Source organism: Streptomyces sp. NPDC054961 (assembly GCF_053609145.1).
The window spans coordinates 17,815-43,699 of sequence record NZ_JBSGWY010000019.1 but is presented as its reverse complement, the minus strand read 5'-3'; the positions used below and the strand labels follow the sequence as shown (position 1 = coordinate 43,699).

Sequence of the window (25,885 nt, the reverse complement as noted above, 5' to 3'; positions counted from 1 at the left end):
GCGCGGGGAGGGCGAGTGGAGAGTTGCTCCGGTGGCGGCGAGCTCGCCCCTCCCCCCCCCGCCCCCCTCCGCATGTTCCACAGAGAGGTGAAATGACCGCAGGCGACATGCTTGGCCGTCTCGATGACGATGATTTCCCCGCCTACACGATGGGCCGGGCTGCCGACATGCTCGGCACCACCCAGAATTTCCTTCGCGCGATCGGCGAGCACCGCCTGATCACCCCGCTGCGCTCCACCGGCGGTCACCGGCGTTACTCCCGCTACCAGCTGCGCATCGCGGCCCGCGCCCGTGAGCTCGTCGACCAGGGCATGCCGGTCGAGGCCGCGTGCCGGATCGTCATCCTCGAAGACCAACTCGTAGAAGCGCAGCGCATCAACGCCGAGTACCGGCGCGTCTCCGGACTGGCGAACCCACCGGCCGCGGCCTGAGGAGGCAGAGCCGATGCACCGTCCGGACAGAGCGGGCCGCGGGAGCCGGGCGTGATCCCGCTCCCTCGCCAGTCCCTCCTCACCGTTGTCGCCGGTCACGGCCTGGTCCGCCTCGCCGGGGAACTCGACGTGGCGACCGCGCCGGCCGTACGCGACGCGGTCCGCCAATCCCTCGACAGCCACCCGGCCCTGCTGCGCATCGACATCAGCGGCGTGTCCTTCTGCGACTGCTCCGGCCTGAGGGCCCTGTTGTGGGCGAAGGCCGAAGCGGCCCGAGCGGAAGCCGGCTTCCACCTCAGCGGCCCGCTCCAGCCTGTCGTCGCCCGGGTCCTGGACGCCACCGCCACCACCGCGCACCTCGGCCTCACACCGCGACCGGCCGAGCGGAGCCCCAGGCGGCGGGAGCAACGCCGGCGGGCCGCGGCCTCCGGGACCGCACGCCATTTCGGAAACGGGGTGGCCGCACAGGTGGTTGCGCGTTGAACGGAGTATGGCCAGGCCGCTGGGACCCCCGGCCCTCGACGGTCAGCGGGAATGCGGGAATGCGGGAAGGAAGTTCCTTCGCGGGGCGCACCCCCGGGGGCGGTGTGGTGTCCGGCCGCAGCGCGGAGCGGCGAACGGGCCGTTCTGGTAGCCGGGCGGTCAGCCTGCCGCGGCTTCACTTGTCGCGGTCCGCGGGCCGCGACGACGTTGTCGGCTGATGCGTGCGGGCTTCCACCAGTTGGCGGGACCGAGAAGTGCCATGACTGCGGGGACGAGGATTCCGCGGACGAGGATCGCGTCGACGATCGCCGCGGAGGCGATGCCCGCGCCCATGAGCTTGAGGATGGTGACGTGGGAGGTCGTGATGGCTGCGGTGGAGATGGCAAGGGCCGCCGCGGCCGAGGTCATCAGCCGGCCGGTGCGGGAGATGCCCGTGACGATGGCCGCCCGGTTGTCCAGGCTGCGGTCGAACTCCTCCCTGATCCTGCCGAGGAGGAAGATCTCGTAGTCGATGGAAAGGCCGAACGCCACGGCCAGTGTGAACAGCAGCAGACTCGCGTCGAGGGAACCGGCGAGCGTGAACCCGCCCAGCGTGTCCGCCCCGTGTCCGTACTGAAAGATCCACACAATTGATCCGAGAACGGCAGCCAAGCTGACGACGGCCACTACGAGCGCCTTCAGGGGGGCCATTGCACTGCGGGTGAACACGGTGAGCGCGGCCAGCAGGAACAGGCACATCGCCACCACCACCCAGGGCAGCGCGCCGCGCACCGCGTCTGTGGTGTCGGTGATCTGCGCAGCCCGACCTCCTACCAGGACCGGGCCCGGAGCGGGAGTCTTCCGCAACTCATCGACCAAGCGCGCCGCCTGGGGCGTGTCGGGTCCCACCGTTGCTGCCACCAGCACCACCGCCGGGCGCTGTTTCGGCGCCGCCTGCCCAGGGCCCGCCGCAGAGGTGGGCACAACGCGCACCGCACCCACATGCGGCAGCCGGGTCACGGCGGCCGTGTAATTCCCGAGGCCCGCGTCCGGACGTTCCAGCACCACCACCTGGACTTGCTCCGGGGGTACCTCGAAGCGCCCGCGCACGGCCTCGGCGGCAGCGGCGGCCGAGGCCGTCGAGGGCAGCGTCCGTTCGTCGATCGCGCCCAAGCGCAGACCCATGGCCGGCCACGTCATCATGATCAGCACCGCCAGCGCCCCTGCGCCCGCCACAACGGGCCGGGCGGTGACACGGCGGGCGAGGTCGCGCCAGAACCGGCTGGCCCCCTCAATGGGAGCCCGGCGCAGCCGGCGCAGCGGGTCGGCGCCGTCGACGCGATCACCCAACAGGGTCAACGCGGCCGGCAGGACCGTCAACGCGGCCAGCGCCGCCAGTAGCGTCACCGCCACACCCGCAAGGGCCAGTGCGCGCAGCAGCGGAACGGGGATGGCGGCCACCGCCACCAGGCATGAAGAGATCACTACAGCCGAACAGAACACGCAGCGCCCGGAGGTGTCGAGTGCCACTTCCAGTGCCCGGGTGCGCGGCATGCCTTTCGAGTGTTCTTCGCGGTAGCGGGCGAGAACGAACAAGGTGAAGTCGATCGACAGACCGAAGCCGATAGCCGCGGCCGCGTTGACCGCGAATGCGGAGACATCCGTCACGTGGGCCAGCAGACCCAGCAGCGGCGCACTGCAGACGACGGCCAGGACTGCGACTGCGAGGGGCAGCGCGGCCGCAGCCCATGAACCGTAGGTCAGCAAGAGGAGGAGCAGGATGAGGGGCGCGGCCCAGAGTTCTGCCTTCAGCAGATCGGCCCCGCCCTGCTGGTCGATCTCGGCCGTCGCCCATGAGGCTCCGCTCGCGTCCACCCGCATCCCCGGCGCCGCCGCTCGCGCCTTGGGCACCAGGCGCAATGCGGCTTCCTTGCGGTCCGCGTCGCTGCCCGACAGCGAGACCGTCACCAATCCGGAGCGTCCGTCACGTGAAAGCAGCCATGGATCTCCCGAGGCAGCCGAGTGCACCGTGCGCACAGCCGGATCGTCCGCCAGCGCGCGGGCGACGACCCCGGATGCAACCGCCGGGCGAGTGCCACCGTCGCGCATCGTCAGAGCGAGCACCAGATCCGGGGTGCCGACACCCAGCAGCTCAACCTGCGTCTGAGCCCTGGCCGACTCGGTGCCTGTGGCGATGGTTCCTCCAGCACCGAAAGCACCGGACACCGCTGGAAGGCTCAGGATCGCCGCGACCAGCGCAACCGCCGCGCACGCCACCACCCACCACGACCGGGACGCCCACCACGCCACCCTTCCTGTCCCGTTCGTCCCGTTCCCGCTGCGTACCGGCATGCCCTCCCTAACGACCGACCCGCACAACGGTGATGTTGTTCCTGGCCGAAAGGCTCGCCAGGAGCCGAACCGAGCCGTCTTCCCCTGCGCGCTCCGGGCGTGTCAAGGATGGGCTCAGTGGTGAAGGGTGAGATTTTCGTCCCCGGTGTCGGGCAGTCGGGTCGGCCTTGCAGCGGGTGCGGCGTCCAGAGTCGAGCGGCGCCGCTGGCACAGGCGGTCCAGGACGTGCACCCCCGGTTCCGCGCCACGGAGCAGGGAGGGTCCGGAGCCGACGAAGCGCGAGCAGACGCCCATGTGGGCGTGGTGAACGTCCGTCAGGACCTCGACCAGTCGACGGTGGGCGGGCCGCAAGGTGGAGGGCCTCGTCGGTGCGGCCAGGCCCCACTCGCGCAGGCTCTGCACCAGGACGCGGTGATCCGCCGACCATAGTCCGGAGAACCCCTGGGGAGCCTGTGGCGGGGCCATCGAGGGCCGGACGGTGTCGTGGTAGTCCTGTGCGCCGAAGGACGCGGTGATGCGCAGGGCGGACGCACTGGCGCGCAGGAAGTGAGCGGCGCTTTCCAGGCCGTGGGCGGAATCTGCTGGTGAGGGGGCGCGAAGCGCATGCCGCAGGGCGACGACGGTGGCCTGGGTGAGGGCGAAGAAGAGCTGGTGTCCCTGGATCCATCGTTGGCGTACGGTGGCCTGCCTCCCGGGTCCGGAGCGGTCCGTTCGCGGGATCAGTCCGGCCGCGTGCGCGGCGAGATCGAGGTCGGGCTCCGTTACGGATCCGTCTGGGTGCAGGGAGAGGGCCCGTACGGTGGCGAGGGCGTCGTCGAGGGCGTTGACCAAGAGGGGCGCAGGGGCGCAGGGGCAACGCGCGACCGCGAAGTATTCGTCGAACGCGGCTTCGCGTCGGTCGCGTTGGGGGAGCCGGCGGTGCCCGGGGGTGTGGTGACGGTCGGCTCGGGTCGCGGCCTCGCGCAGGGTCTCCAGGCCGTGGGGCAGGTGCTGAGGCGGGGCGAGCCACACCACGGATTCGCTTGTCATCTGGGCCATTTCACTAGTTTTTATGCGATACGTTACCGGGCATGTCAGTGACTCATGGTGATGATTCGTTTCGCAGCGCGATCGGCGAGGTCGCCGCGATCCTGGAGGACTACTGGGAAGATCTGCGTGAGGAACGCCTGCCGGTGACGCCGGACCTTCACCCAGGGGACGTGCGCGCGATGCTGCCCGACTGCGTTCCGGTGCACGGCGAGCCGATCCGGGATGTCCTGGCCGATGTACAGCGTGTGGTGATGCCCGGGCTCGTGCACTGGCAGCACCCTTCCTTCCTCGGCTACTACCCGACCCAGACGAGCCCCGCGTCTGTGGTCGGCGAGCTGTTGGCCTCAGGCCTGGCGGTTCAGCACATGATGTGGTCGACGGGGCCGGCCGCCACCGAACTTGAGGAAGCCGTCCTGGACCATCTGGCGGTCGCGTTGGGCCTTCCGGAGCGGTTCCTCAGCACCAGCGAGGGCGGCGGAGTCCTGCAGGACTCCGCGTCCTCGGCGGTGCTCGTGGCTGTTGTGGCCGCTCTGTACCGGGCCTCCGGCGGGCGTTGGCGCGAGCACGGCACCGAGGGGCGCTACCGCCTGTACTGCACCGACCAGGCGAACTCCTGCGTCCCCAAGGCCTCGCGCATCGCCGGCCTGGGGGAACCGACCCTGATCGCCACCACGGCGGGTACCTGCGAGATGGACCCGAGCGCCCTGCGCGAGCAATTGGCAGCCGATCGCGCCGCAGGCACCGTTCCCGCGGTCGTGATCGCCTCGGTCGGCACCACGGGCACCTGCGCCATCGACCCGGTCGGCGCGATCGCCGCGGTGTGCCGCGAGTTCGGGGTCTGGCTGCACGTGGACGCCGCGTACGCCGGGTCGGCCGCCGTCTGCCCGGAGAACCGCTGGATCAACGAGGGCGTCGAGCACGCCGACTCCTACGCTGTGAACTGTCACAAGTGGCTGCTCACGGGACCGCCCTGCGACGCCATGTGGGTGGCCGACCGGCACAGCCTCACCGCCGCCATGGACATCCGCCCCGACTTCCTGCGCAACCAGGCCAGCGACGCAGGCGGCGTCACCGACTTCCGGGACTGGCAGGTGCCGCTCATGCACCCCTTCCGCGCCCTGAAACTGTGGTTCGTTCTGCGCACCCACGGCGTCGAGGGCCTGCGCGCGCACATCCGCGAACAGCTCTCCCACGCCGCGCTGTTCGCCGACCTGGTCCGCGACAGCCCTGACTTCGAACTGGTCTCGCATTCCCTCGGGCTGGTGTGCTTCCGCCTCGTCGGCGACAACGCCCGCACACAGCGCCTGCGCACCGATCTCGACGCCACCCACCAGATCCTGGTGACGCCCACGACCGTCAACGGACGCTACGTCCTGCGCGCGGCCCTGGGCTCGCGCCTGGTGTCCCAGACGTCCGTGCGCAACGCCTGGGCACTGGTGCAAGAGATCGCCGCCGCGATCCCCGGCGAACAGCCCGCACCATCCCCCACACCGCCGACGGCCTCAGTAGGCGCCCCCGACGTCCTGGATCGGTGACTTCCGGCTGCACCGGAGCCCCGCCGGAACTCGCCCGCTGGGCATGCGCGCCCTGCGCGTACCCCGTACATCATCGCCATGCGAAACGACCCTCAGCGGAGAACACCGTGCACGACCATGACGACGCGACCACGGCGGGCGAGCGTTGGTTCGCCTACGGTGCGGCGCACCCGCACACGAGTATGGAGATCGGCGGAGTGGCCGTGATCACCGGCCGCACGCCATCCACCGTCGAACTGCACGCGCTGATCGAATTGGTGCGCGCGGCCCATCCGCCGTTGAGCGCGCGGGCCCGCCCGCCAGGCGCGAACACGGGCGGTCCCACTGCACCCGCCGAACACCTTCGGGAGCTGACGCTGCCCGAGCACGGCGGTGACACCGCGCTGCACGCGGCGATCGAGCGCCTGTGCGCCCGGCCGCTCACGGACGTCACCTGGGGCATGACCCTGCTTCACGGGCACCGTGACAACGAGTACGCCCTACTCCTTCGCGCTCACCACGGCCTCCTGGACGGCATGTCGCTGATCGGAATCACACTCGCCGCGCTGGGCGAACCGGGCATGTCCCCCCGCCCCACAGCCCCCAGGCCCTCGCCCTCTTGGACGGCTGGCCGCGTGCGTGCCCTGATGCGAGCGGCCGCCGACCTCATGTTGTCCGCGCACGCCATCGGCCTCGGCCCCGCAGGGGTCCAGGCCCCGACCGGACCACCTCGACGCCTGTGGGCCCACACCCCCCTGCCTCGCATGAAGGCCATTGCCCGGGAAGGCGGTGTCAGTCTCAACGACGTCTACCTGGCAGCCCTCGCCGGCGCCCTGCGGCCCTGGCTGCCTGACCGGACCACAGGCACCGTACGGGTGACGGTCCCCCTCAACACCCGGCGCGGCGACATGAACGCCGCGCTGGGCAACTTCCACCGCGGTGTTCCCGTCATCCTGCCCTGCCACCTGCCCACCGCCGCCGAGCGCCTGACCGCCACGCGCCTGGCCACGAGGAACATCCGGATCAGCCACCGCGATCCCGACGCCGATGTTCTGTTCGACTTCCTGCCCACGCGCTGGCACGGCAGAGCCCTGGCACGAATCCTGCACCCGCGGCGCACCACCATGGTGGTCACCCATGTCCCCGGCCCCGCCCGGCCCCTTCGACTCGGCGATCGCAGCACCCGCGCCTTGTTGCCGCTGATGTTCCTGCCCGCAGGACACCACCTGTCGGTGTGCCTGGGTGAATACGCCGGAGCCGCGCATCTGGCCGTCGTCGCCGACCCCAGCCTGCCCGACATCGACGAACTCCCCGCCCGCTGGCTCGCCGAGCTCGAAGCGCTTGAAGGTGCTTTCAGACAGCCCCGCCCTGCCACAGCCTCCATGCCCAGCACCGTCTCGGATCCGGCAACGGACACAGCGGAACGCGTCGTGACAAGCAGTGCCGAACGAGACGCGTAACGGGAGCAGTACGGGTACCCGGGCGCGCTCGGCACCCGGCCTGCATCCGAGTCGCATCAGACCGGGCACCTCACGCTCGGCCGGCAGATCGTGTTCCTCAACAGCGAAGCCGCCCCGGTGTCGGTCGCGGATCGGGACAAGGGGGAGGAGACGTTCTGAGCCCGCACCATCGGCGGCCTGAACGAGACGGGTGACGGGTGCTCGACCTGATGCGGGCCTGCACCGCATGCGGCCGCGCCGGAGTCGTCGAGCTCTCCCACACCTGCGGACGGGCCAACTGGACCACGCCGGAGGTGTGCGACCCGCCGCCCGTGGTGCGACGTCGATGCGGTGGCCCGCTTGGCGATTCGCGACTTACGTCTCTGCCGAAAGCGTCGCGGATCTGCAGCCCTGTTCAGTGAACCGGGCCTGGCTGGACGGGGCTGAGGATTCGAAGATGCGGGCGAACCGTGCGGCCTGGGCAGCGGAGTGCTCCAGTACGGCCGCGAGGTCCTCCCGTGCCTGTTCACCGTCCGGGCGCAGGCCACTGGCGTCGAAGATGCCCAGGAAGCGCACGAGGGGCTGCAAGACCTCTTCGTAGTGGGTGACAGGACTGTAGATACCGGATCGGGCCATCGACTGGGCCAGCCGTGCGTAGCCGGGGGCGCTGTGGCCGGGCGCACGGAGGGAGGCGGCGACATCTGCCACAGCCCGTACGGTGCGGTCCGGATGCAGGTCCATGGCTGCCGACAGCACCCTGCGGTAGAAGAGCATGTGCCGGTTCTCGTCCTTGGCGATGCGGTTGAGCATTGCCTCGCAGGCCGCGTCGCCGCATTGCAGCTTGATGTTGCGGTAGGAGACGCGGGTGCCGAGTTCCTGGAGGGTCACATAGACCAGGGAAGCGACGACGTCGTCGCCGTAATCCATGCCCCAGCCGTTCTGGACGTGGGCGGTTCGGTCGTTCTCCAGGGCGACGGGATCAACCGCGCGAGTGACCATGAGGTAGTCGCGAATGGCGATACTGTGGCGGCCTTCTTCGACTGTCCAACGATTGACCCAGGTTCCCCAGGCGCCGTCCCGGGTGAAGAGCTCGGCGATCACCCGGTGGTAACTCGGCAGGTTGTCCTCGCTGAGGAGGTTGTGCACCAGACCATCCCGCGCTGCCTTGTGGAGAGTGCCCTGTTCCGGATCCCACGGTGTCCCGCCCAACACACCGTCGAAATCGGTGCCCCGACTCCAGGGGGTGTACTCATGGGGATACCAGTCGTCCGCGCTCTCCAAGTGGGCGTCCACCGCCTTCGCCACCACCGGCTCGAGCTCACGCAGCAGGCTGATGTCACGACGAGGTGCCTGACAGCGGTCCATGGCTACTCCAAAGGGATTCGGCCTGCGGAGCGCCTCTTGTCCGGCCTCCGACAGGGGTGTCACGCGATGCCCGTCCTCCCCGCGCAGCGGCACCTGCGGGTGCTGCTCCTGGACCTTCACCCGTTCGATGCCGGCAACCTCCGGTGTCTCGGGGCCCAATGCCAGGACCGTCACCGCCGGGTCGGGTCCAGCTCGACGGCGAACCCCGGCTCCACGCCGGCGATGAGGCGGGGGCCGCCGTGGACGGCCTGGGGAAGCACGGCCGGACGAGAGCAGCCCGGCGGTGTGGCCCGGATGGCCGAGAAAGCTACGTTCTGCTGAGCACCAGGACCGCGTTCTGCCCGCCGAAACCGAAGGCGCAGCTGACGGCCGTGTTGGTGGTGACCGGACGAGGCGCCCCGGTCACGATGTCCAGCATGTGCTCGCCGTCCTGCTGCTGGAAGTTCGCGATGGGCGGGACCGTTCCGTGGCGTAACGCGAGAACCGTGTACGCCGCCTGGATGGCGCCCGCCGCCCCCAGGGAGTGTCCGATCACCCCCTTGGACGCCGTGACTGGAGGCGTGGCGTCGCCGAAGACGCGCGCCAGGGCTGCGGCTTCCGCCCTGTCGCCAAGCCGGGTGGAAGTGCCGTGCGCCTGTACGTGTCCCACCTCGTGAGGGCTGCACCCCGCGTCCTTGAGGGCGGCCACGATGGCGCGGACGGCGCCGTCACCCCGTGGATGCGGGGCGACGGGATGATAGGCATCGGAACCCGCACCGTACCCGCGCAGCAGGGCCAGTACCTCGGCCTGCCGGGCGCGGGCGTCGGCGGCCCGTTCCAATACGAGGACGGCCGCGCCCTCACCGAGGACGAACCCGTCCCGAGCCACGTCGAACGGCCTGCTGACCAGCTCGGGTTCGTCGCGGCGCGGCGACAGCGCGCGCATCCGGGTGAAGCAGGTGGCCGTCATACGGGAACGGCCCGATTCACTGCCGCCCGCCAGCACAATGTCGCAGGTTCCCGACCGCAGCAGATCGCGTGCCACCCCGATCGCGGTCGCCCCCGACGCGCAGGCGCTCGCGGTGGTGAAGTTGGGGCCCTGGGCGCCGAGGTCCATGGCGACCTCACCGGCGGCCATGCTCGGCACGCTGCGCGGCAGCGCGAGCGGCGAGACGCGCACCGGCCGGTCCGCGCCGAGATGGCCGAACTCGGTGATGTATGTGCTCAGGCAGTTCGATCCGACGCCGAGCACGACCCCGACCCGTTCGCCGAGTCCGACGTCCGTGGGCAGACCGGCGTCGATGACTGCCCGGCGGGCGGCGAGGAGAGCGAACTGGATGAACCGTCCCACCCGCCGGGCCAGCGGCGGGCCGAGCCCCGGCGCGGCGTCGAGTCCGGTCACCTGGCAGGAGAAGTCAACAGGTAGACCGGCGAGTTCGGGGTCCCGGGCGGCCAGCGACCGGCCCCGGCACAGAGCCGCCCAGTTCTCCTCAGGCGTGTGCCCAGCCGGGGTGACGAGCCCGAGTCCGGTGATGGCGACGTCAGCGGACATCGGCGAAGGCACGGGCGGCGTCGGCGAGAGTGGCGGACGGGGCCAGGTCCATAGCCTCTTCGGAGGGCACGATCCCAAATCGCTCCTCCGCCGCCACGACCAGTTCCATCAGGGCCAGGGAGTCCATGCCGAGACTCTCGAAGGTGAGGTCCGGCGTGAGGTGCCGGGCCTGTGCCTCGCCGCCCAACTGCTCGTTGACGAGGGCTGCAAGTTGCTCGGGAAGGGCGTTGGATGCGGCGTGGGTCATGTCTGGTTCCTCCTGCGAAAGTTTTCTACTGTGCGAGGTCCGCTGCACTCACCTCCGGTCTTCGTTCCGATGAACGACTCGTGGCCTCCAAGCGCTCGAACAGTTCCCGAGCTCGGGCCGCCCGTACGGTGAGCTGCTCCACATGCGCACCCAAGCGTTCCTGCGCCTGCTCGCCGACCGTGTCGAGGCCGGCTAGAGAGGTGACCTTCAGCGCCCGTACAAGGGGGGCCACCACGTGATCGAGGTGGACGTCCAGGTTGTAGATGCCGGATGCCGCGATGCGCGCCGCGCGTCTCCGGAAGCCAGGGATCGTCGCACCGGGCATCTCGAAGTGTTCGAGGACATCGGCCAAGGCGGCGAGTGCTGCGCCGGGGTACAGGGCGAGCGCGTCGGCGAACAGGTCCCGGTAGAAGAGCATGTGCAGGTTCTCATCAGCCGCGATCCGCGCCATCAGCTGCTCCCCGGCCCGGTCCCCACAGGCTGCCCCGGCGTTCCGGTGGGCCTGCCGAGTCGCCAGTTCCTGGACGGTGACGTAGGCCAGCGCGTGCAGAGGCGTGGTCGCACCGGAGCGGTAACCGGTGCCGACGTGCCGCATCCGTAGATTTTCAAGGGCGACGGGGTCCACGACGCGGCGGGCGTGGACGTACGCGCGCAGGACCGAGGCGTGCCGGTCCTCCTCGGCCGTCCACCGGTGTACCCAGGTGCCCCAGGCACCGTCCCGTCCGAACCGGGTGGCGATCTCGAAGTGGTAGCTGGGCAGGTTGTCCTCGGTCAGCAGATTGACCACCAGCACGTCCCGTACGGCCTGAGGCAGTGCTGTCTGCTCCGGTGACCAGGCCGTGCCGTCCAGTGGGCCGTCGTAGTCGTGTGCCGCACTCCACGGCACGTACTGGTGAGGGAACCAGTCACGGGCGGCGGCCAGGTGCCGTTCGAGGAGTCGCTCCACCACCGGCTCCAACTCCCGCAGGACGCGCTCCGCCTCGGCATCAGCCTCGGTCATCCACCCGTGCCCTTCTTCCTCTGCGGGGACATGCCTGTCCGCAGACTGCAAACGCATACGGCGCTCACCAGAAACGATCACTCACCCGTTTGGTGTACTGGCGCCGACACCCTCCGCGCGACGTGCCACGAGACACGCCCCGAGAAGCAGTAGTCGAGAACGAGGACGACCGATGCAGCCCGGCTGACTTCGAGGGCCTGCCGCAGCGCTGTGAACGACAGCGCCTGATGCCCCGCCATGCCGGGCGTCAGCCGATCGGTCCCACTGGCCGCCAGATGGAGCTCCCCGCCCGGGCCCAGCAGACGATGCCCGACGAAATGACCAGCAGGACGGTGTCCGCCCGCTGTCCCTCCTCCGCGACTGCCTCTGCCATGGACCGCGCGTCGGGTGGATCGAGCAGCAGGCGCAACCGGTCCAGGTGGACCCCGCACCGTTCGGTGAACACCGTCCGCAGGTCCTCGAACGTGCGCGCCACCGAGGGCACGGAGGGCAGGTGCGGAGTGGACGTGGCGATGAGCAGGACGCGTACACCGGGTCCGGACAGGCTGGTCACCGGAGATCACGCCGACCGGTTCCGCCTGCCTCGCCACCGTTCCCGCCCTCGGCGGTCTCCGTGATCGCCTCGACCTCGCCCTCCGCGCCTTCCTTGGTCAAAGCGTCCGCCATGTCGGCAACCTGCCGGCGCAGCGTTTCGGCGTCCAGCCCGGAGACGTGCCGGGCAGTCAGCTCCAGCGAGCGACGCCCCGGAAGCGTCAGTTTGACCCGCACGTCGCCACGTCGCGTCCGCAGCCAGGCGAGGACCGCCACGGAGAACGCGGTCACGGCGCCGCCAGGGACCAAGGCCACGACCAGCGTCTCAAGCACCGGCCCCAGCTTGCCGGGCGGCGGAGGCGCCTACTCGGCCGTAACCCGGCCCCGCAGTCGATCACAGACAGCGGTTAAGTTACCGACGGAACAGAGGAACTGGTAAGCTATTCACTGCTGTTCGCGTTCGCATTACGGTGTTCGCCGGGCGGGCGGCGACGTCGCCGCAAGCGCCCGCCCGACGGGATGTGCCGTGAAGGTCTGGTGGACTGTCCTGCTCCACGAGATCGGGGGCCTTCGTTTGCCGACACGTCCATGTGCCGCAGCTGGATGCCTTGGGTCACGTTTGCTTGCAGGCAGAAGGTCCGGTGATGTCCCGGAGGAACCGCTGAAGGGCTTCTCGCAGGGCGTCGGGCTGTTCCAAGTGGAGGTCGTGCCCCGTTCCCCGGACGCTCAGGGCCACGGTCCCCGGGCGCTGCTGAAGCATCTTTGCGGATTCCTCCGGCGTGATGATGCCGGATTGGCCGAGTACGACCAGAGTCGGGCAGGTGACGTCGGCCCACTCGCCCCAGTAGGTCCGTTGGGCGTTCTCGGACAGAGAGTCGACCATCACGTGACGGTCGAAGCGGGGGTACCATCCGCTGTCGCGTTGCTCCAGTCCGGCGGCCCAGCCCTCGCCGACCGGGCCGCCGCCGAGGAACTCCACGGCCGCCTCTCTCGACGGGAAGGGCGTCGGCCACGAGTCGAACCATGAGCCGATCTCGGCGACGGCCTCCGGGCTCGATCCGCCGGGACCGGCTTCGACCAGAACGAGCGCACGGACGAGATCGGGGTGCGCGGCGGCGGTGAGCATGGCCGTGTGGCCGCCGAGGGACTGGCCCACGAGTACGGGCCGCCGGAGTTCCAGCTGATCAAGGACGGCGACGACGTCTGCGACGTATGCGGCGCGTGAGCGGTCATGGGGGTAACGCTCGCTGGTCCCGTGGCCGCGCTGGTCGACGGCGATGACCCGGTACCGATCACTCAGGTTCCGGGCCGTGGCGTCCCATTCGCCCGCGTGGCCGGCGAGTCCGTGGAGCATGACCACCGCTGGCCCTTTGCCGCCCCAGTCACGGCAGGAGAGCCGGACCCGGTCGCGCAGTACGGTGCGCTCTGTCCATTCCATCAGTTGGCCCTTCGGGTGATCAGCAGGTCGGGTGCCTTGGCGTGCCCCTGGTACAGGCGCGGCGCATCGAGGCGGCTCAGAAGCGGAACATCTCGGCGAACCGGCGGAGCAGTGCCGGATCGCCTTCCACGCGCACGCTGCCGTCGGCGAGCACCTCGTCCGCTGATCTGCCTCCGCTCATCAGGTCACGGATCGCATGGCCGGTGAGCCGCTCCATGACCAGGTCGGGGGCTGGATGCTGCCCGATGCCGACGGCCAGTGCCCCATCCGTGATCTGCAGCTGGAGAGTGAAATCGCCCATGCGGATCTCATAGCCGATGGTGGCTCCTTCGGCGGCATCCGGCCGGTATGTGGTGCGCAAGGACATGGCCAACGACTCGGCGGTGATGACCTCGCCGGGGCGGGGCTGGCTCATCGTCCGTGCGCCCCAGCGCCCCAGCGCGATGAGGGCCGGTTCGAGGTCACGTCCGTAGTCGGTGAGCTCGTAGACGACTGCGCGATGGGGGTGCGGCAGCGCGCGACGGGTGGCCAAGCCGCCCTCCTCAAGCTGTTTGAGGCGGCTCGACAGGATGTTGGTGGGGATGGCCGGAAGGCCGTTGCGCAGGTCGGTGTAGCGGAGAGGTCCGGTCAGCAGGTTGCGGACGATCAGCATGGTCCACCGCTCGCCGACCATCTCCAAGGCGCGAGCAAGCCCGCAGAACTGGCCGTACTCACGAGTCACCATGATGCAGATCCTAACTCAAAACCCCATTGGAAGAGTGTACTTGCAAAAGACAAGTCTACTTCTTGTCCAACCAAGGCCGCGCGGACGCCGACCGCAGCCACATCTCCCCGCGCGGACTCGTCCGGACGCTTCTGACCGGGCCCGAAAACCTCGAGACCGAACACATCGCGACCCTCTGGACCGGCTGACCGCCGCCTGCCCCGAGATGACCCACCTGGCCACCACCATCCGGGCTTTCGCCCCCCTCCTGAAGCCCCGGACCGAGAACGCCGACGCAGTTGCTCACTGGATCAGCCAGGTTCGCACCACCGACCTGCCACACCTGCACGCCTTCTCCCGCGGCCTCGAGCGAGACCGTGACGACGCCGTGCTCGCCGCGGTCACGGCGCCGAGGTGAAGTCCGGCCCCGCGCCGTAGGGCGGGTGCGGTGAGCCGGTCGGGGGTGAGCCGTCGCGGCGGGCGGTGTGAATGGAGGTGTGGCGGGGGTGAAGTGCGGGTGTGTGCTTGGTCGTGGCGGAGGAGCGGGTGGGCGCGCCAGCCGGCTGGCAGGGCTTCGGGAGGACTGGCTGCGAGCCTGTCGCTGGCCAGTTCTGCTTCCCAGCTGGCGGCCACTTGGCGGGGAGCTATCTGGCCGCGATTGTCGCAGTGGGTGATCGGCATGGCGGAGCCCCGGTGGCAATGCACGCCGAGCGTCAAGGGCAGGGTGAGCCACCCACAGGGCAGTGGCGGCGTGAGTGATGCCTCCTGCTTGCTATTCCTAGGGCCTCTAGTTTAAAACTAGGGTTACTAGGGCAATGGGGAGGGTGCATGGCGCGGGCAGGGCTGACGGCGGAGCGGGTGACGATCGCGGGCGCCGAGTTGGCGGACGAGGTCGGACTCGACCAGGTGACGATGTCGCAGTTGGCGCGGCGGCTTGGCGTGAAGGACGCAAGCCTCTACACGCACGTCCGCGGTCTTGAAGATCTGCGCGGACGAATCGCACTGCTGGCAGCGGACGAGAAGACCATCCGTATCGCGGAGGCGACCTCCGGGCGGGCGGGCAAGGACGCGCTGGTCGCGTTCGCCAACGCCTGGCGGGAATACGCCCGCGAGCATCCCGGCCGCTACACGGCGACGCAGACCCCGATCCAGATCGACCCTGAGCTGGCGGCAAAGGCTCCCGGACCGCGGCGCGCAGTCGAGCTGACCTACGCCATGTTGCGCGGCTACGGGCTGGCCGAACCCGACCTGACCGACGCGGTCCGGTTGCTGCGCAGCACGTTCCACGGATTCGTCGCCTTGGAGGCCACGGGAGGGTTCGCACACGAGCGTTCACCGCAGCGCTCCTGGATCCGCGCCCTCGACGCCCTGCACGCCCTCCTGGAGCACTGGCCCCCGTCCCGAGAAGGAGACTCCTCATGAACGCCCCGACCATCGGCAGCCTGCGCGTGAACGGTGCGAACCTGCACTACGAAGTGCGTGGCCAGGGCCCGCTCCTGCTGCTGATCCCCGGAGGGGCTGGCGGCGCAGCATCATTTGACGGCATCGCCGACGACCTGGCCGCCGAATACACCGTCGCGGCCTACGACCCGCGCGGCATGTCCCGAAGCAAGCTGGACGACCCCGAGGCCGAGCAGCACGTGGCCGAGCACGCCGACGACGCGTTGCGGATCATGGACCTGCTGTCGCCCGGCGAGCCAGCCCGTGTGTTCGGCTCCAGCTCGGGCGCCATCACCGCCCTGCACCTGCTTACCGCCCACCCCGAACGCATCGAGCGTCTCGTGGCGCACGAACCGCCGCTGGTGGAGGTCCTGCCGGACGCCCTCGAACATCGCGCGCTCATCGCGCGCGTGCAGGAGACCTTCCGCTCCGAGGGGCTCCTGCCGGCGATGGCCGTGTTCGCCGCCGGTATGAAGACGGACGGCGACACCACTCAGCCGATGGACGAACTCAAGCTGCCACCGCAGGCAGCGGCCCGGGCCGAGCGGACGATGGCCAACCTGCCCTACTTCGTCGGGCGCATCGTGCCAAGCTTCATGTCCTACGCTCCGGACATCCACCGGCTGGAGGCACTGGCCGACCGATTCGTGCTCGCCTGCGGCCAGGACTCACGCGGCGAGCTGCCCTACCGTCCGGCCGCCTTCCTGGCCGAGCGCCTCGACAGGGAACTCCTGCACTTCCCTGGCGGGCACACCGGTCTGACGACGCACCCTGCCGAGTTCGGCGAGCTCCTCCTCCGGAAGGCATTCCGAGCCCAACCCCGAACCAGCGCCGGTTGACGCCCCCCGAAGGTGGTACGGAAGTCACATTCGCAACTGGCCGTACGCGGGGAGATCCTCTCGGGCGCCGTCAAAGCCGGGGTGACCTGTCTGGGTCTGGTTGGGCACTGCTGACGACCGCCCCTGACGACGGGGCAGCTAGCGCAGGGAGGGTGGGAGACCCCGCACCCCTTTGAGCGTGGCGCCGCCGAGCTCGGCGCCTGTGAGGTCGGCGCCCGTGAGGTTCGCACCTGTCAGGTCGGTCTTGGAGAGGTTGGCCTTGGTGAGGTGGGCTCTTGTGAGGTCGGCGTTGGTGAGGTCCGCCTCGGTCAGGTCCGCCCCGGCCAGGTCTAATCCCGAGAGGTTGGCCCTGCCGAGTTTGATGCCGCGCAGGGTGGCACACGTGGGCGTGGCCTTCGGTTCCTGGGTGCTGTCGACGGGACTCACGAAGAATTCGCCGCAGAACGTCGCCTTCCTGAGATCCGCCCCCTCACTGTTAACGCGGGTCAGATCCGCACTCATGAAGTCTGTCCCCGTCAGGTCCGCGCACCCGGTGCGCACGGCACAGAGGACGGCGCCGGTGAGGTCCGCGTCCCAGAATCCTGTGTCGCGCAGTTGTGCCTCGTCGAGAGCCGCCCCGGTGAGGCTCGCGAAGGAAAGATCTGCTCGGCTGAGGTTCACCTTGTCCAGGCTGGCTTCGGAGAGATCTGCGCCGGTCAGGTTGACATCGCTCAGATCCGCCCCTGTGAGAACCGTTCCCTGCAGGTGGATGGTTGCCTCCTTGTAGGGAAGTGAGGGTTTCCAGCTCCGCAGATCGGTGTGGCTCAGGTCCAGTTCCACCACCCCTTTGTCGCCTTCCGGGCGGCGCCGCACCAGCACGTTCATGGCCGCGCTGATATCGGCCATCGGTGCGGGCGTAGGCACGGGAGCGTGTCGGCGGACGTAGGCGGAGAGCACCGACACGACGGTGGCCTGGTCGCGCGGCGAGTCGTTCATGATCCGTTGCAGCGCGTAGATGCCGCCCAGCCGCACATCCACGGAGCTCGATCCCAGGTTGCCGATGGCCACGTTGAAGCGGTTGGTGATCTGTCCCTCCTCGGCGATCCGCAGCTCCTTTCCGCTCTGGCTTACCTGGAGCCAGGTGAAGAGCAGCGCGGCCACGGCAGCCAGCCCCGGCAGGCTCAGGATCAGCAGGGAAAGGCGGGAGGACGGGCCGCCGCCGGATCCCGGACCTGCGGCGTGACGGCGCCGGTTCCGCAGGCGGCGCCGCGCGGCACGCCGATGGGCGTGTCGGCGGAGTCGGGCGAAGACAGAGGTCCCGGTCATCTGATCATTGGCACACGCCGAGGCGGAATGGCCACGCCCGCCACACCGCGCCTCCCCCCACCTGGGCGAGAGGCTGAGGGCGTCTTGGCTGCGTAGGTGAGATCGGGGTTCTGGAACACATTCCGTGAGAGCGGGGGAACGAGTCTCTTCTGATCGGCAGACTGGAGCAATGCGGATAGAGAACGTCGTCGGGATCCAGGCAGTCCGGTTCGCCGTGACGGCCGGTGCAATCGTCGTCGCTCCGGTTCTGTTGGTCGCTGGGACTCCGTTGCGGCGCCGCCTGTTGCGCCGCTACTACCGCGGGGACGGTCCGGGGCTCGTGAGTAAGGAAGACGGCTGGGCGAGCCCGGGGTACTTCGTCGTGACCAATGCGGTTGTTCGAGCGCTCTGCCGGCCGTCGGAATACGTACACCGACGGCTTTGTCCTGCCTGAGAAGGAGGGTCATCGTGAACCGTTCCGGGTTGGGCAGCAATGCCGCTTAGATAGCTGGTTTCCCGAGTTGAGGAGGGGTGGTCTGGGATGTCGGTTGTTGGCGTCGTCGGGGTATTTGATGCGGTGCGGCAGCCCACCCCGACAAGGCTTTCCCAAGATCCGCTGAGCACGGGCGTTCCGTATCCTTAGTGAGGCGGCCGAACGCGCCGACCCGCTCCGACCGCCATGCGCTACATCAGCACTGCCTGCCGGAGCGCACTTCGAAACTGCCCAGGTAGCGGGCCCGCTCCGAGCCCAACCCCGCAGCCGAAAGCCCGTGGCGACGAAGCAGCGGGTCCGGCATCATCCCCATCCCCCTGATCTTCGCTGGGGATCCAGGCCTTCAGGCCGGGCGGGAATGCGGTCCTTGGCTCGGAGGCGCGATGCGCCAGAGTGCTCTGCGCCTGCGTGGTGACGGTCAGGTCGGCCGTTTCTGGTTCTCGATGTACTCCCTGACGGTGGCGAGTGGTGCGCCGCCGCAGGACCCTGCGAAGTAGGAGGGTGCCCAGAAAACCGACCCCGTTCCGATGAGGTTGATTCGGTCGGTGTATTCCGCGCGCAGGTAGCGGGAGCTGACGCCCTTCAAGCTGTTGACCAGCTTGGAGACAGCGATCTTCGGCGGGTAGTGCACCAGAAGGTGGACGTGGTCGCCTTCCCCGTTGAACTCCCGTAGCTCTGCTCCGAAGCTGACGCACACGTCCCGCATGATCTCTTCGCAACGCGTCAGCATGGCGTCATCGAAGATGCCGCGTCGCAACTTGGTGACGAACACCAAGTGGACGTGCAGGTTGTGGACGACGTGGTTTCCCCTGCGGATGTCGGGATCTGGTGCCCAGCGTGGTGACATACGCCAAGCGTAGTATGATCGCGTTGACTCGTCGAAGGGGGGGTGGGCCGGATGATCCGTGCGTACAAGTTCCTCATGCGACCCACCACGGGTCAGGCGATCGCACTCGGCGAGATGCTGCGCGATCACTGCTCGCTCTACAACGGCGCATTGCAAGAACGCCGCGACGCCTACCGTCACGCCTCGAGAACGAGCATCAAGTACGGGACGCAGTCCGCGCAGCTCAAGGACATCCGGGCCTTCGACCTCGAGCGTCACGGCCGGTGGTCGTTCTCCAGCCAGCAGGCCACCTTGCGCCGTCTCGACAAGGCGTTCGCCGCGTTCTTCCGCCGCGTCAAGTCCGGCCACACGCCGGGATACCCGCGCTTTCGCGGGGTGAACTGGTTCGACACCGTCGACTTCCCCAAGGACGGAGACGGCTGCCGGTGGGACTCCCTCCCACACCGCGCGACCCGCGTCCGCTTCCAGGGCGTGGGACATGTCAAGGTCCACCAGCACCGGCCGGTGGCCGGCAAGGTCAAGACCGTGTCGCTCAAGCGCGAGGGCAAGCGCTGGTACGTGGTTTTGACCACCGACCAGCCCCAGCCCGAGCCACTGCCCGCGACGGGCTCCGCCGTCGGGATCGACGTCGGGATCGCCAACTTCCTGGCCGACTCCAACGGCGAGTTCGTCCCCAACCCGCGCCACGGCCAGGTCAACGCCCAAGCTCTGGCGAAGGCGCAGCGGGCACTCGCCGTCTTCCCCCGCGTCCGCCGCGACAAGCGGAGCAAGAAGCATCGCGCCGCCGTCGGGAAAGTCGCCGAGCTGCACGCAAAGGTACGGCGCCAGCGGCTCGACCACGCGCACAAGACCGCACTCCAGCTCGTCCGCGTCCACGACGCGATAGCGCACGAGAAGCTGTCGATCGCCAACATGGTGCGGGCCCCCAAGCCGAAGCCCGACCCCGACAACGCGGACAGCTTCCTGTCCAACGGGGCCACCGCCAAGGCCGGACTGAACAAGTCGATCCACGATGCGGGTTGGGGGGTGTTCCTCGCGATCCTCACCAGCAAGGCTGAAAGCGCCGGCCGGAAAATCGTCGCGGTAGACCCCCGCAACACCTCCCGCGCATGTCCCCCATGCGGGCACACCGCGAAGGCAAACCGTCCCACACAGGAGAAGTTCCACTGCGTCTCATGCGGCCACACCGCGCACGCAGACACCGTGGGCGCGATCAACGTCTTGAACCGGGCCGGGCTGGCCCGCTGCAACGCCAACACGGCGTAACAGGAAACCCCGTCATCTATGGCGGGGAGGAGTCACCTCCCAGCCATTCGGGCTCGGCTTGCCGGTGAAGATCTTGTCCTGCTCCTCCTTGAGCCGCCGCAGCGTCTTCTGATTGTCGTCCCGTTCCGGAACTTTGGGGGACGGGTCGGCGTACGCGGGTGTGACGAGCAGAGCGGATCCGGGCATCGCTCCGAGACCCGCGACGGCGAGGAGACCGCCTGCCCGCCCCAGGGCCGCACGACGTGACACGTCCAGCTGGTTCAACGCTCATTTCCCTTCATCGGGGGCTTCTTCTTGAACTGAGTACGTTTGGCCGCGGCAAGGGCGCCCGTGGCCACGGCACCGATCATCGTGACGGCGACGACCGGATTGACGTAGCCCGGTACGCCCGCGGAGTAGCTTCCGCCTTTGTCGATGTGGCACAGGAGGCGCAGGGGGACAAAATCCCCCTCGAACGCGTCCACGCGCGCCGCCTTCTGCGATCCGCCCGCTTCCAGACAGGCCGCGAACTGGCGGGTCTCGTCCAGGAACAGGAGGTGCAGGCACCCCCATAGGTAGAAAGTGAGGGTTCCGCACGCGCAGAGCAGGGCCACGTCCCGCCACGGGCCCCAGACCGTGGCCGCCAGGCCGCCCCGCCGGGTGGTCGCGGCGATGAGGTACACACCGCAGGCGGCCAGGGCGACGAAGCAGAACAGGATGACGAAGAGCAGGGCGACGGGGTCATGCCCCGAGGTCGAGCCCGAGGCCGCCTTGAGCATCATTGAGCCTCACAGTCCGCGCATGAAGAGGTCGTACTTCTCGAACAGCTGGTAGAGGGGCATCCGCGTCTGGGCATGCGCCTCGGCCATGTCTCCCCACCCCTGGTACCGGCGCAAGATCTCGAAAGTCTCCTCCTGGGTGTAGTTGAGCTGCGGGGTCCGAAGCACCTTTTCCCCGCCCGGAAGGTTGCTACCGCCGGGCTTGCCGCCGGCTCCCCAGATGTGGATGAGGGGGACGGTGGTGTGACTGTGCGGGTTCTCCTGGTTCAGCTTGTGCCACATCTTCCATATGCCCGCGGCGACGGAGGAATTGAGTACCTCTTCTGTCGTGTAGCCCGCGTCGATGCAATAGTTCCAGGCCCTGATGCCGACTTCACCGCTGATCTGGGCGATGCCGGTACTGGAGTCCCGCACAGGCACGACGCCGCTCGCATCGGTACCGCCCAGCTGCGAACCCTTCTCCAGCACCAGCACATCGCCGAACCCCGCCCGGCGCAGCCGGATGGTGGCGCCGAGACCCGAAAACCCCGCCCCGACCACCACCACACGCACATCCCGCCCGTCCCCGCCGGCCGGTGTCGGAATCACCACACGCCTACCGTCATGCCGGTCGGAGCCTGCCGATGATCACCGCTCGTGAACACGCACCGCGGCCACCCAAAACTTTTCCACTGATGCCATGGCCCCCACGATCCCCGACCCGCTCCCGTCGGGGGTGCACGCGGGAGGCGAGAGGGCCGGGTGAAGACACGTCCCAGCCTGGGCATCTGACATCGTTGTGAGGCGACCTCGGGTTCCCTCGAACGGAGCGGGATCCGGTTGCCTGGCTCCCCACTCGTCGCCGCCCCCAAAGATCCCGATCACCACAACCGGCCTGCGGAACCTGCCCGAGCACGGCCCTGCGGACCGGTGTTCCTGTGACCAGTACGACGAGGCTCGACCCGTGTACGCCGCCTCCGTCTCTGACGGTATCCAGCACCGGAGCGCGACCGATCACGGCAATCCGGTACCCGCCCGACAGTCGGGCGCAGAGGCCTTGTCGCGCTCAAAGCGTGGACAGCGGAGCGCCTTCCCGGACCGGCTCCGCGACGATGCGGAGTTGCCCATCCGGGCAGCGGTTCCCTCACTCTTCCGGATGCACGGCCCGCACCCGCGGAAGCCCCCGGCCAAGAACCCCCGGCCTTCGCGCCCCGGTGCCCTGGTCCGACTTCTGCTACGGCTGCAGCCCCGACCACCTGGCAGGTTTCTCTCCCCAGGTGGCTGCGGGCACGATCCACCACCCCGTCGCCGTACTCAGCGAGGTCACCGCCACCAGCACCACCGACAGCAACATCTCAGTCCGTATCGCGACACGCATCCCCACCAGGCTGACGGCCGGGAACGGCGGGGCACGGTCCCGCGGGGGCAGAATGCCGCAACACCTCCAGGACCTCCGAGGCGATGGCGCTCTCGTTCTGCTCGAACGCGGCGCCGGTCAGCTGGTTCGGCTCGGCGGGCAGCCCCGTGAGCACGGGCGTGTGCAGGTGGCCGCCGGGCAGGCGGGGGCTCAGTTCCGTCCGGAGCCGGTTGGAGCGGTAGGCGACCTCGTTGGAGAGGTAGCCGCCGCCTCCGCCCGCAACGGCGCGGGAGCCGGAGGTCGGCCCGTCGGCGCGGTCCACGGGGCTGTCTTGACCCGCGGGGATCTCACTGACCTCGGTGTTCAGCAGCACCGGGTACGGGCTCTGGACGGCGGTCATGGCGTCGGTGGGGAGGGTGGTCCGCAGGAACTCCGCTCCCGGGCCGAGGCCCGGCGCCGTGACGGGGTGTGCGTACGTGCCCCCCGAGAGCGCGTCGGCGTTGTCCGGGTACGGGTCGGCCGAGCGGGCGCGTCCGGCCCAAGCCTCCAGTGTGAAGATTCCAGGGTAGCCCTGGCTGATGCTGGTGATCATGTCGGCGGCACGCGGACCCGCCGCGAGACGGGGACCGTACGCGCGCTCCACGATCCCGGCGTCGAAGTCGGCGTAGCGCACGGGGAGGACCACGGCCCGGATCTCCACGGGGGTGCCGTCGGCGAGCGTGAGGCGGCGTCCGTTGAGCTGGAGTACCGCTGAGCCGGAGGGATTGGCCCGGCGCAGTTCGGTGTCCAGGCCGAAGGGGTCGAATCCGCTGACGAACAGGCGCCGCACGCCTGGGGTGCCGCGGAATTCGTTGGTGATCAGACCCCGCGACGCGTCCTCGAAACGGGTGCGCAGGGCAGAGCGGTCGACCGGGAACCCCGGCTTCCAGTCGGCCAGTTGGACAGTCATCCGCAGTCGGGTCCAGTACAGCGGGCGGTCGTCTCCGGCCGCCAGGTCCCCGCCGGGGCGGCGCCCTTGCGCCCGGTTCACGGCGGCCTGCCACAGCGCCTCACCCCAGGCGTCGAGGAGCCGGCCCGCCTCGGCGGCGTCGCGCGCGGAGCAGAGCGCGACCGGGAAGCGGCGTACGAACTCGCCGAACGCGGCACGCTCCGCGAATGCGGCGGTCCGCGGATCGGCGAGGCGCGCCTGCTCGGGGTCACGGGCGGCGGAGGGGTTAGCCGAAGGCTCGGCGGCGGGACCGGTGGCGGGCGAGGCAGCCTCGGCTCCGCAGGGGGGTGGGGCGGCGGCGTGGGCGCCCGCGGGAGGCAGGACCGTGGTGACGCCGAGCAGGGCGGCGATGAGGGCCGCACGGCGGAAGGTCAGCATGCCATGTGACATTACGCAGAGGGAGAGAGGAGGGGCAGGTGATTTCGAGGCAAGCACGGAACACGACAAGTCAAAGCTCGGTACGGAGCTGCGCCCGGCCGGACGGGCACGGCCCCGCCCGGTCCTGGCCGACCTGGACGAGGACGGTGCTACCTGCCGGACTCGATCCGCAGGCCCAGGCCCCCCGGGTCTCCGCAGGAAGACGAAGGACGACAGGCGGCAAGGCGCGCCCGAGGGGACACATCTGCTGGACGGCGCCGCTCATTAGAACTCAGGCGTTCGGGCTTCCTTGGCGAGCGAACCTCGTGTGTGAGGTGACCGTCGATCGCACGGCCGGGGGGACGCGGTGTCACCGGCTCCGGAGGCAGGTGCTTGCCCGCAGTGAGGTGGAGAAGGCTTCGGCGGTTGATGCGGGGGCTGCGGGTCGCAGCCCCGAGCGACCGCGATCGCGGCCGCTGCCCTGCCTGCCACCACCGCGCACGCGGCCGAGGAACGCGCGACCGTGCCGCAGGTGTTGCCGATCGGGGACGCGGTCTCCGCGCTCCCGCTCGCGGTCGAGGACCGGACCGGCAACCGACTGGACCGCATACCTTGAAGCCCGCACAACCGAACCGTGACGAGGTCGATTGGGCTACAGATCGTACTGCGACGAGCTTGTGCTCGCACAGTTGCTGGTGCTGAAGTCGTACCAGTGCATGGGGGGTTTCCCGAAGCTGGACGAGATCCCGCACACGGTGGTCGATTTCGCGCGCCGCGCGATGAACCCGCCGGAGGGCACCGTACTACCTGGTCACCCTGTCACTTCCGCGGCAACGCCCTGCTGCTGCCGGGTCCGCATGCCCCAGCGGGCAAGAGAGGGGCCAGCAGCGCCCAGTGCCGCGAAGAACAACGCCAGCAGCAGCCAGCCCGTCGTGCCGAGGCCGAGCACCACGGTGGTGAGAATCGCGGGGGCAAGAGCCTGGCCCGCGTTGAAGCCGAGGCCGAGGACACCTTGGTACTGGCCCTGGGCATGGTCGGGGGCCAGACCGAAGCCCAGGGCGAAGCCCGCCGAGGACTCCCATACCTCTCCCAGGCTGTGGACGAAGATCGCGGCCAGGACCAGCCCCGCTGCCGCCCAGACCGGGGTGTACGCCGCGAACGCAATCATCGGGCAGCTGACGAGGAAGAGCAGCCCCGCGGTGCGAAACGCCCGGCCGCCGTCGTGCATGGTCTCGATACGCGAGCCGATCCTGGTCTGCATCAGCACACAGAAGAGGGAGTTGACGGCGAACAGCGCGGCCACCGTCCAGCGCGGCGCTTCGGTGTGTGCGGAGATCCAGATCGGCAGGAGCAGCGAGACCACCGGGTACTGCAGTCCCATGGCCCCGTAGAGGGCGGTGAACGCCAGGAAGGGACGATCCGTGAAGGCGAGCCAGCGCCGCTGCTGCGGCGGCGCTGGCAGTACCGGATAGCGGGGCAGCAGGAGCAGCAGCACCGCGCACAAGGCGAAGCTCGCCGCGTTGCCGAGGATCAGCGTGACATAGGCGCCGCGGGTGTCCGCGGCCAGCGCCAGTCCCGCACCCACCGTTCCCAGGACGACGCCCAGGTTGACGAAGGTGCGCAGCTTGGCACGGAACAGGGCCGGGCGATCGCCCCCGACCCGGACCACCAGAGCGCCCCAGGCCGCTCCACCCGCCGCCGCGGCGATCTGGTCGACCGTCGCGATGATCGTGAGTGCGGCCCAGCTATCGACGAGGACGAGGGCCGCCATCGACATCGCCTGGATCGTAAGGGCCAGCATCATGATCGTGCGCGCCCCGCGCCGGTCGGCGAGATGCCCTCCGGGTATCCCCGCGCACAGGCCGATCACTCCGGCGATGGTGAGCGCGGCGCCGACCTGCACCGCGGGCAGGCCTACGACCAAGGTGAAATAGAGCGCCGACGCCGCGTTGAACAGACCGTTGCCGACCCGGTTGGTGAAACTGGCGGCGATCAGCACGCGCTCCGGCGTGCTGTCCCCTGCCATGCGGCGTATTCGGCCTGCCAGGCCACCCTTGATCATGGACGGCAGGCTAGCAGCGGTCACAACCCCGCCCCAGTTGCACCAAGATCCCGTGCCCTCCTTGCGACACGGGATCCGCCGTAACGCGGCGATGGGAGGCATCAGGCGCAGCGGGGCTCTCTCAGTGCGTTCCGCGAGCCCCTCAAATGGAATACAGCACGGTATGAATGACG

24 protein-coding genes and 1 pseudogene are annotated in these 25,885 nt (G+C 69.3%); 8 read left to right on the top strand and 17 right to left on the bottom strand.

Annotated elements, in window-relative coordinates; all coding sequences use genetic code 11:
* Positions 1-92: 92 nt before the first annotated feature.
* Entirely contained in the window at positions 93-431 is a 339-nt protein-coding gene (locus ACWF9Z_RS18730; RefSeq protein ID WP_356652478.1) for a MerR family transcriptional regulator, read from the top strand.
* 51 nt (positions 432-482) lie between these two features.
* Positions 483-914, top strand: coding sequence for an STAS domain-containing protein (locus ACWF9Z_RS18725; RefSeq protein WP_453603420.1), 432 nt, complete (start codon positions 483-485; stop codon positions 912-914).
* Positions 915-1,073: 159 nt separating this feature from the next.
* Here ACWF9Z_RS18725 and ACWF9Z_RS18720 read toward each other — a convergent pair whose 3' ends face one another.
* Both ACWF9Z_RS18720 and ACWF9Z_RS18715 read right to left on the bottom strand, forming a co-directional pair.
* Entirely contained in the window at positions 1,074-3,245 is a 2,172-nt protein-coding gene (locus tag ACWF9Z_RS18720) for an MMPL family transporter (RefSeq protein ID WP_453603418.1), read from the bottom strand.
* A gap of 114 nt (positions 3,246-3,359) precedes the next feature.
* Entirely contained in the window at positions 3,360-4,274 is a 915-nt protein-coding gene (locus ACWF9Z_RS18715; protein ID WP_453603417.1) for a hypothetical protein, read from the bottom strand.
* A 41-nt stretch (positions 4,275-4,315) separates the two neighbouring features.
* Here ACWF9Z_RS18715 and ACWF9Z_RS18710 point away from each other — a divergent pair, with 41 nt between their 5' ends.
* Both ACWF9Z_RS18710 and ACWF9Z_RS18705 read left to right on the top strand, forming a co-directional pair.
* A complete protein-coding gene (locus ACWF9Z_RS18710) occupies positions 4,316-5,809 on the top strand; it encodes a pyridoxal-dependent decarboxylase (RefSeq protein WP_453603416.1) in 1,494 nt (497 codons plus the stop codon).
* Positions 5,810-5,916: 107 nt separating this feature from the next.
* Positions 5,917-7,248, top strand: coding sequence for a wax ester/triacylglycerol synthase domain-containing protein (locus tag ACWF9Z_RS18705; protein ID WP_453603414.1), 1,332 nt, complete (start codon positions 5,917-5,919; stop codon positions 7,246-7,248).
* 354 nt (positions 7,249-7,602) lie between these two features.
* Here the strand turns inward: ACWF9Z_RS18705 and ACWF9Z_RS18700 are convergent, their stop codons facing one another.
* The 8 genes from ACWF9Z_RS18700 to ACWF9Z_RS18665 all read right to left on the bottom strand — a co-directional run bounded on the left by ACWF9Z_RS18700 (position 7,603) and on the right by ACWF9Z_RS18665 (position 14,063).
* Entirely contained in the window at positions 7,603-8,766 is a 1,164-nt protein-coding gene (locus tag ACWF9Z_RS18700) for an acyl-ACP desaturase (protein WP_453603412.1), read from the bottom strand.
* A 133-nt stretch (positions 8,767-8,899) separates the two neighbouring features.
* A complete protein-coding gene (locus ACWF9Z_RS18695; protein ID WP_453603410.1) occupies positions 8,900-10,123 on the bottom strand; it encodes a beta-ketoacyl-[acyl-carrier-protein] synthase family protein in 1,224 nt (407 codons plus the stop codon).
* A complete protein-coding gene (locus tag ACWF9Z_RS18690) occupies positions 10,113-10,370 on the bottom strand; it encodes a phosphopantetheine-binding protein (RefSeq protein WP_453603408.1) in 258 nt (85 codons plus the stop codon). The genes ACWF9Z_RS18695 and ACWF9Z_RS18690 overlap by 11 nt, the downstream gene beginning before the upstream one ends.
* 25 nt (positions 10,371-10,395) lie before the next feature.
* Positions 10,396-11,370 (bottom strand): acyl-ACP desaturase, encoded by a 975-nt coding sequence (locus tag ACWF9Z_RS18685; RefSeq protein WP_453603406.1) that lies wholly within the window; start codon positions 11,368-11,370, stop codon positions 10,396-10,398.
* Between the two features lie 247 nt (positions 11,371-11,617).
* Positions 11,618-11,923 (bottom strand): hypothetical protein, encoded by a 306-nt coding sequence (locus ACWF9Z_RS18680; protein WP_453603404.1) that lies wholly within the window; start codon positions 11,921-11,923, stop codon positions 11,618-11,620.
* Positions 11,920-12,234 (bottom strand): effector-associated constant component EACC1, encoded by a 315-nt coding sequence (locus ACWF9Z_RS18675; RefSeq protein ID WP_453603403.1) that lies wholly within the window; start codon positions 12,232-12,234, stop codon positions 11,920-11,922. The genes ACWF9Z_RS18680 and ACWF9Z_RS18675 overlap by 4 nt, the downstream gene beginning before the upstream one ends.
* Before the next feature lie 280 nt (positions 12,235-12,514).
* Positions 12,515-13,339, bottom strand: a complete 825-nt coding sequence (locus ACWF9Z_RS18670) for an alpha/beta fold hydrolase (RefSeq protein ID WP_453603401.1) — start codon at positions 13,337-13,339, stop codon at positions 12,515-12,517.
* A gap of 76 nt (positions 13,340-13,415) precedes the next feature.
* Positions 13,416-14,063, bottom strand: coding sequence for a winged helix-turn-helix transcriptional regulator (locus ACWF9Z_RS18665; RefSeq protein WP_453603400.1), 648 nt, complete (start codon positions 14,061-14,063; stop codon positions 13,416-13,418).
* Between the two features lie 65 nt (positions 14,064-14,128).
* On the opposite strand from ACWF9Z_RS18665, the pseudogene ACWF9Z_RS18660 reads away from it, so the two are divergent.
* The 3 genes and pseudogenes from ACWF9Z_RS18660 to ACWF9Z_RS18650 all read left to right on the top strand — a co-directional run.
* Positions 14,129-14,454, top strand: a pseudogene (locus ACWF9Z_RS18660) (ISL3 family transposase); the annotation flags it as partial.
* A 416-nt stretch (positions 14,455-14,870) separates the two neighbouring features.
* Positions 14,871-15,464 carry a TetR/AcrR family transcriptional regulator gene (locus ACWF9Z_RS18655; RefSeq protein WP_453603398.1) on the top strand — a complete coding sequence of 198 codons (594 nt, stop codon included), beginning with the start codon at positions 14,871-14,873 and terminating at the stop codon, positions 15,462-15,464.
* Positions 15,461-16,321: an alpha/beta fold hydrolase gene (locus tag ACWF9Z_RS18650; RefSeq protein WP_453603397.1), complete on the top strand. Its 861-nt coding sequence runs from the start codon at positions 15,461-15,463 to the stop codon at positions 16,319-16,321. The genes ACWF9Z_RS18655 and ACWF9Z_RS18650 overlap by 4 nt, the downstream gene beginning before the upstream one ends.
* A 138-nt stretch (positions 16,322-16,459) precedes the next feature.
* Here ACWF9Z_RS18650 and ACWF9Z_RS18645 read toward each other — a convergent pair whose 3' ends face one another.
* Together ACWF9Z_RS18645 and tnpA are read right to left on the bottom strand one after the other, a co-directional pair.
* On the bottom strand, positions 16,460-17,626 hold the full coding sequence (locus tag ACWF9Z_RS18645; RefSeq protein ID WP_453603396.1) for a pentapeptide repeat-containing protein: 1,167 nt from the start codon (positions 17,624-17,626) through the stop codon (positions 16,460-16,462).
* 890 nt (positions 17,627-18,516) lie between these two features.
* On the bottom strand, positions 18,517-18,945 hold the full coding sequence (tnpA, locus tag ACWF9Z_RS18640) for an IS200/IS605 family transposase (protein WP_453603394.1): 429 nt from the start codon (positions 18,943-18,945) through the stop codon (positions 18,517-18,519).
* Between the two features lie 51 nt (positions 18,946-18,996).
* Between tnpA and ACWF9Z_RS18635 the strand changes: the two genes are divergently transcribed.
* Complete coding sequence (locus tag ACWF9Z_RS18635) at positions 18,997-20,211, top strand: RNA-guided endonuclease InsQ/TnpB family protein (protein ID WP_453603392.1); 1,215 nt, start codon at positions 18,997-18,999, stop codon at positions 20,209-20,211.
* Positions 20,212-20,223: 12 nt separating this feature from the next.
* On the opposite strand, the gene ACWF9Z_RS18630 is transcribed toward ACWF9Z_RS18635, so the two are convergent.
* From ACWF9Z_RS18630 to ACWF9Z_RS18610, 5 genes are all read right to left on the bottom strand, one after another.
* Positions 20,224-20,475 carry a hypothetical protein gene (locus tag ACWF9Z_RS18630; protein WP_453603391.1) on the bottom strand — a complete coding sequence of 84 codons (252 nt, stop codon included), beginning with the start codon at positions 20,473-20,475 and terminating at the stop codon, positions 20,224-20,226.
* Complete coding sequence (locus tag ACWF9Z_RS18625; RefSeq protein ID WP_453603389.1) at positions 20,472-20,972, bottom strand: hypothetical protein; 501 nt, start codon at positions 20,970-20,972, stop codon at positions 20,472-20,474. Before ACWF9Z_RS18625 ends, ACWF9Z_RS18630 begins: the two co-directional genes overlap by 4 nt.
* Before the next feature lie 6 nt (positions 20,973-20,978).
* Positions 20,979-21,560 (bottom strand): NAD(P)-binding protein, encoded by a 582-nt coding sequence (locus tag ACWF9Z_RS18620; RefSeq protein ID WP_453603388.1) that lies wholly within the window; start codon positions 21,558-21,560, stop codon positions 20,979-20,981.
* Positions 21,561-22,303: 743 nt separating this feature from the next.
* Positions 22,304-23,671, bottom strand: a complete 1,368-nt coding sequence (locus ACWF9Z_RS18615; protein WP_453603386.1) for a pyroglutamyl peptidase — start codon at positions 23,669-23,671, stop codon at positions 22,304-22,306.
* Between the two features lie 790 nt (positions 23,672-24,461).
* The gene (locus ACWF9Z_RS18610; protein WP_453603385.1) at positions 24,462-25,676 is read right to left on the bottom strand and encodes an MFS transporter; all 1,215 of its coding nucleotides are present in this window, start codon (positions 25,674-25,676) and stop codon (positions 24,462-24,464) included.
* Between the last annotated feature and the right edge of the window lie 209 nt (positions 25,677-25,885).

Coding starts and splice junctions, on each gene's coding strand:
- ACWF9Z_RS18730 (WP_356652478.1), top strand. CDS start 93: ATGACCGCAGGCGACATGCTTGGCCGTCTCGATGACGATGATTTCCCC.
- ACWF9Z_RS18720 (WP_453603418.1), bottom strand. CDS start 3,245: ATGCCGGTACGCAGCGGGAACGGGACGAACGGGACAGGAAGGGTGGCG.
- ACWF9Z_RS18715 (WP_453603417.1), bottom strand. CDS start 4,274: ATGACAAGCGAATCCGTGGTGTGGCTCGCCCCGCCTCAGCACCTGCCC.
- ACWF9Z_RS18710 (WP_453603416.1), top strand. CDS start 4,316: ATGTCAGTGACTCATGGTGATGATTCGTTTCGCAGCGCGATCGGCGAG.
- ACWF9Z_RS18695 (WP_453603410.1), bottom strand. CDS start 10,123: ATGTCCGCTGACGTCGCCATCACCGGACTCGGGCTCGTCACCCCGGCT.
- ACWF9Z_RS18690 (WP_453603408.1), bottom strand. CDS start 10,370: ATGACCCACGCCGCATCCAACGCCCTTCCCGAGCAACTTGCAGCCCTC.
- ACWF9Z_RS18685 (WP_453603406.1), bottom strand. CDS start 11,370: ATGACCGAGGCTGATGCCGAGGCGGAGCGCGTCCTGCGGGAGTTGGAG.
- ACWF9Z_RS18670 (WP_453603401.1), bottom strand. CDS start 13,339: ATGGAATGGACAGAGCGCACCGTACTGCGCGACCGGGTCCGGCTCTCC.
- ACWF9Z_RS18665 (WP_453603400.1), bottom strand. CDS start 14,063: ATGGTGACTCGTGAGTACGGCCAGTTCTGCGGGCTTGCTCGCGCCTTG.
- ACWF9Z_RS18655 (WP_453603398.1), top strand. CDS start 14,871: ATGGCGCGGGCAGGGCTGACGGCGGAGCGGGTGACGATCGCGGGCGCC.
- ACWF9Z_RS18650 (WP_453603397.1), top strand. CDS start 15,461: ATGAACGCCCCGACCATCGGCAGCCTGCGCGTGAACGGTGCGAACCTG.
- ACWF9Z_RS18645 (WP_453603396.1), bottom strand. CDS start 17,626: ATGACCGGGACCTCTGTCTTCGCCCGACTCCGCCGACACGCCCATCGG.
- tnpA (WP_453603394.1), bottom strand. CDS start 18,945: ATGTCACCACGCTGGGCACCAGATCCCGACATCCGCAGGGGAAACCAC.
- ACWF9Z_RS18635 (WP_453603392.1), top strand. CDS start 18,997: ATGATCCGTGCGTACAAGTTCCTCATGCGACCCACCACGGGTCAGGCG.
- ACWF9Z_RS18625 (WP_453603389.1), bottom strand. CDS start 20,972: ATGATGCTCAAGGCGGCCTCGGGCTCGACCTCGGGGCATGACCCCGTC.
- ACWF9Z_RS18615 (WP_453603386.1), bottom strand. CDS start 23,671: ATGCTGACCTTCCGCCGTGCGGCCCTCATCGCCGCCCTGCTCGGCGTC.
- ACWF9Z_RS18610 (WP_453603385.1), bottom strand. CDS start 25,676: ATGGCAGGGGACAGCACGCCGGAGCGCGTGCTGATCGCCGCCAGTTTC.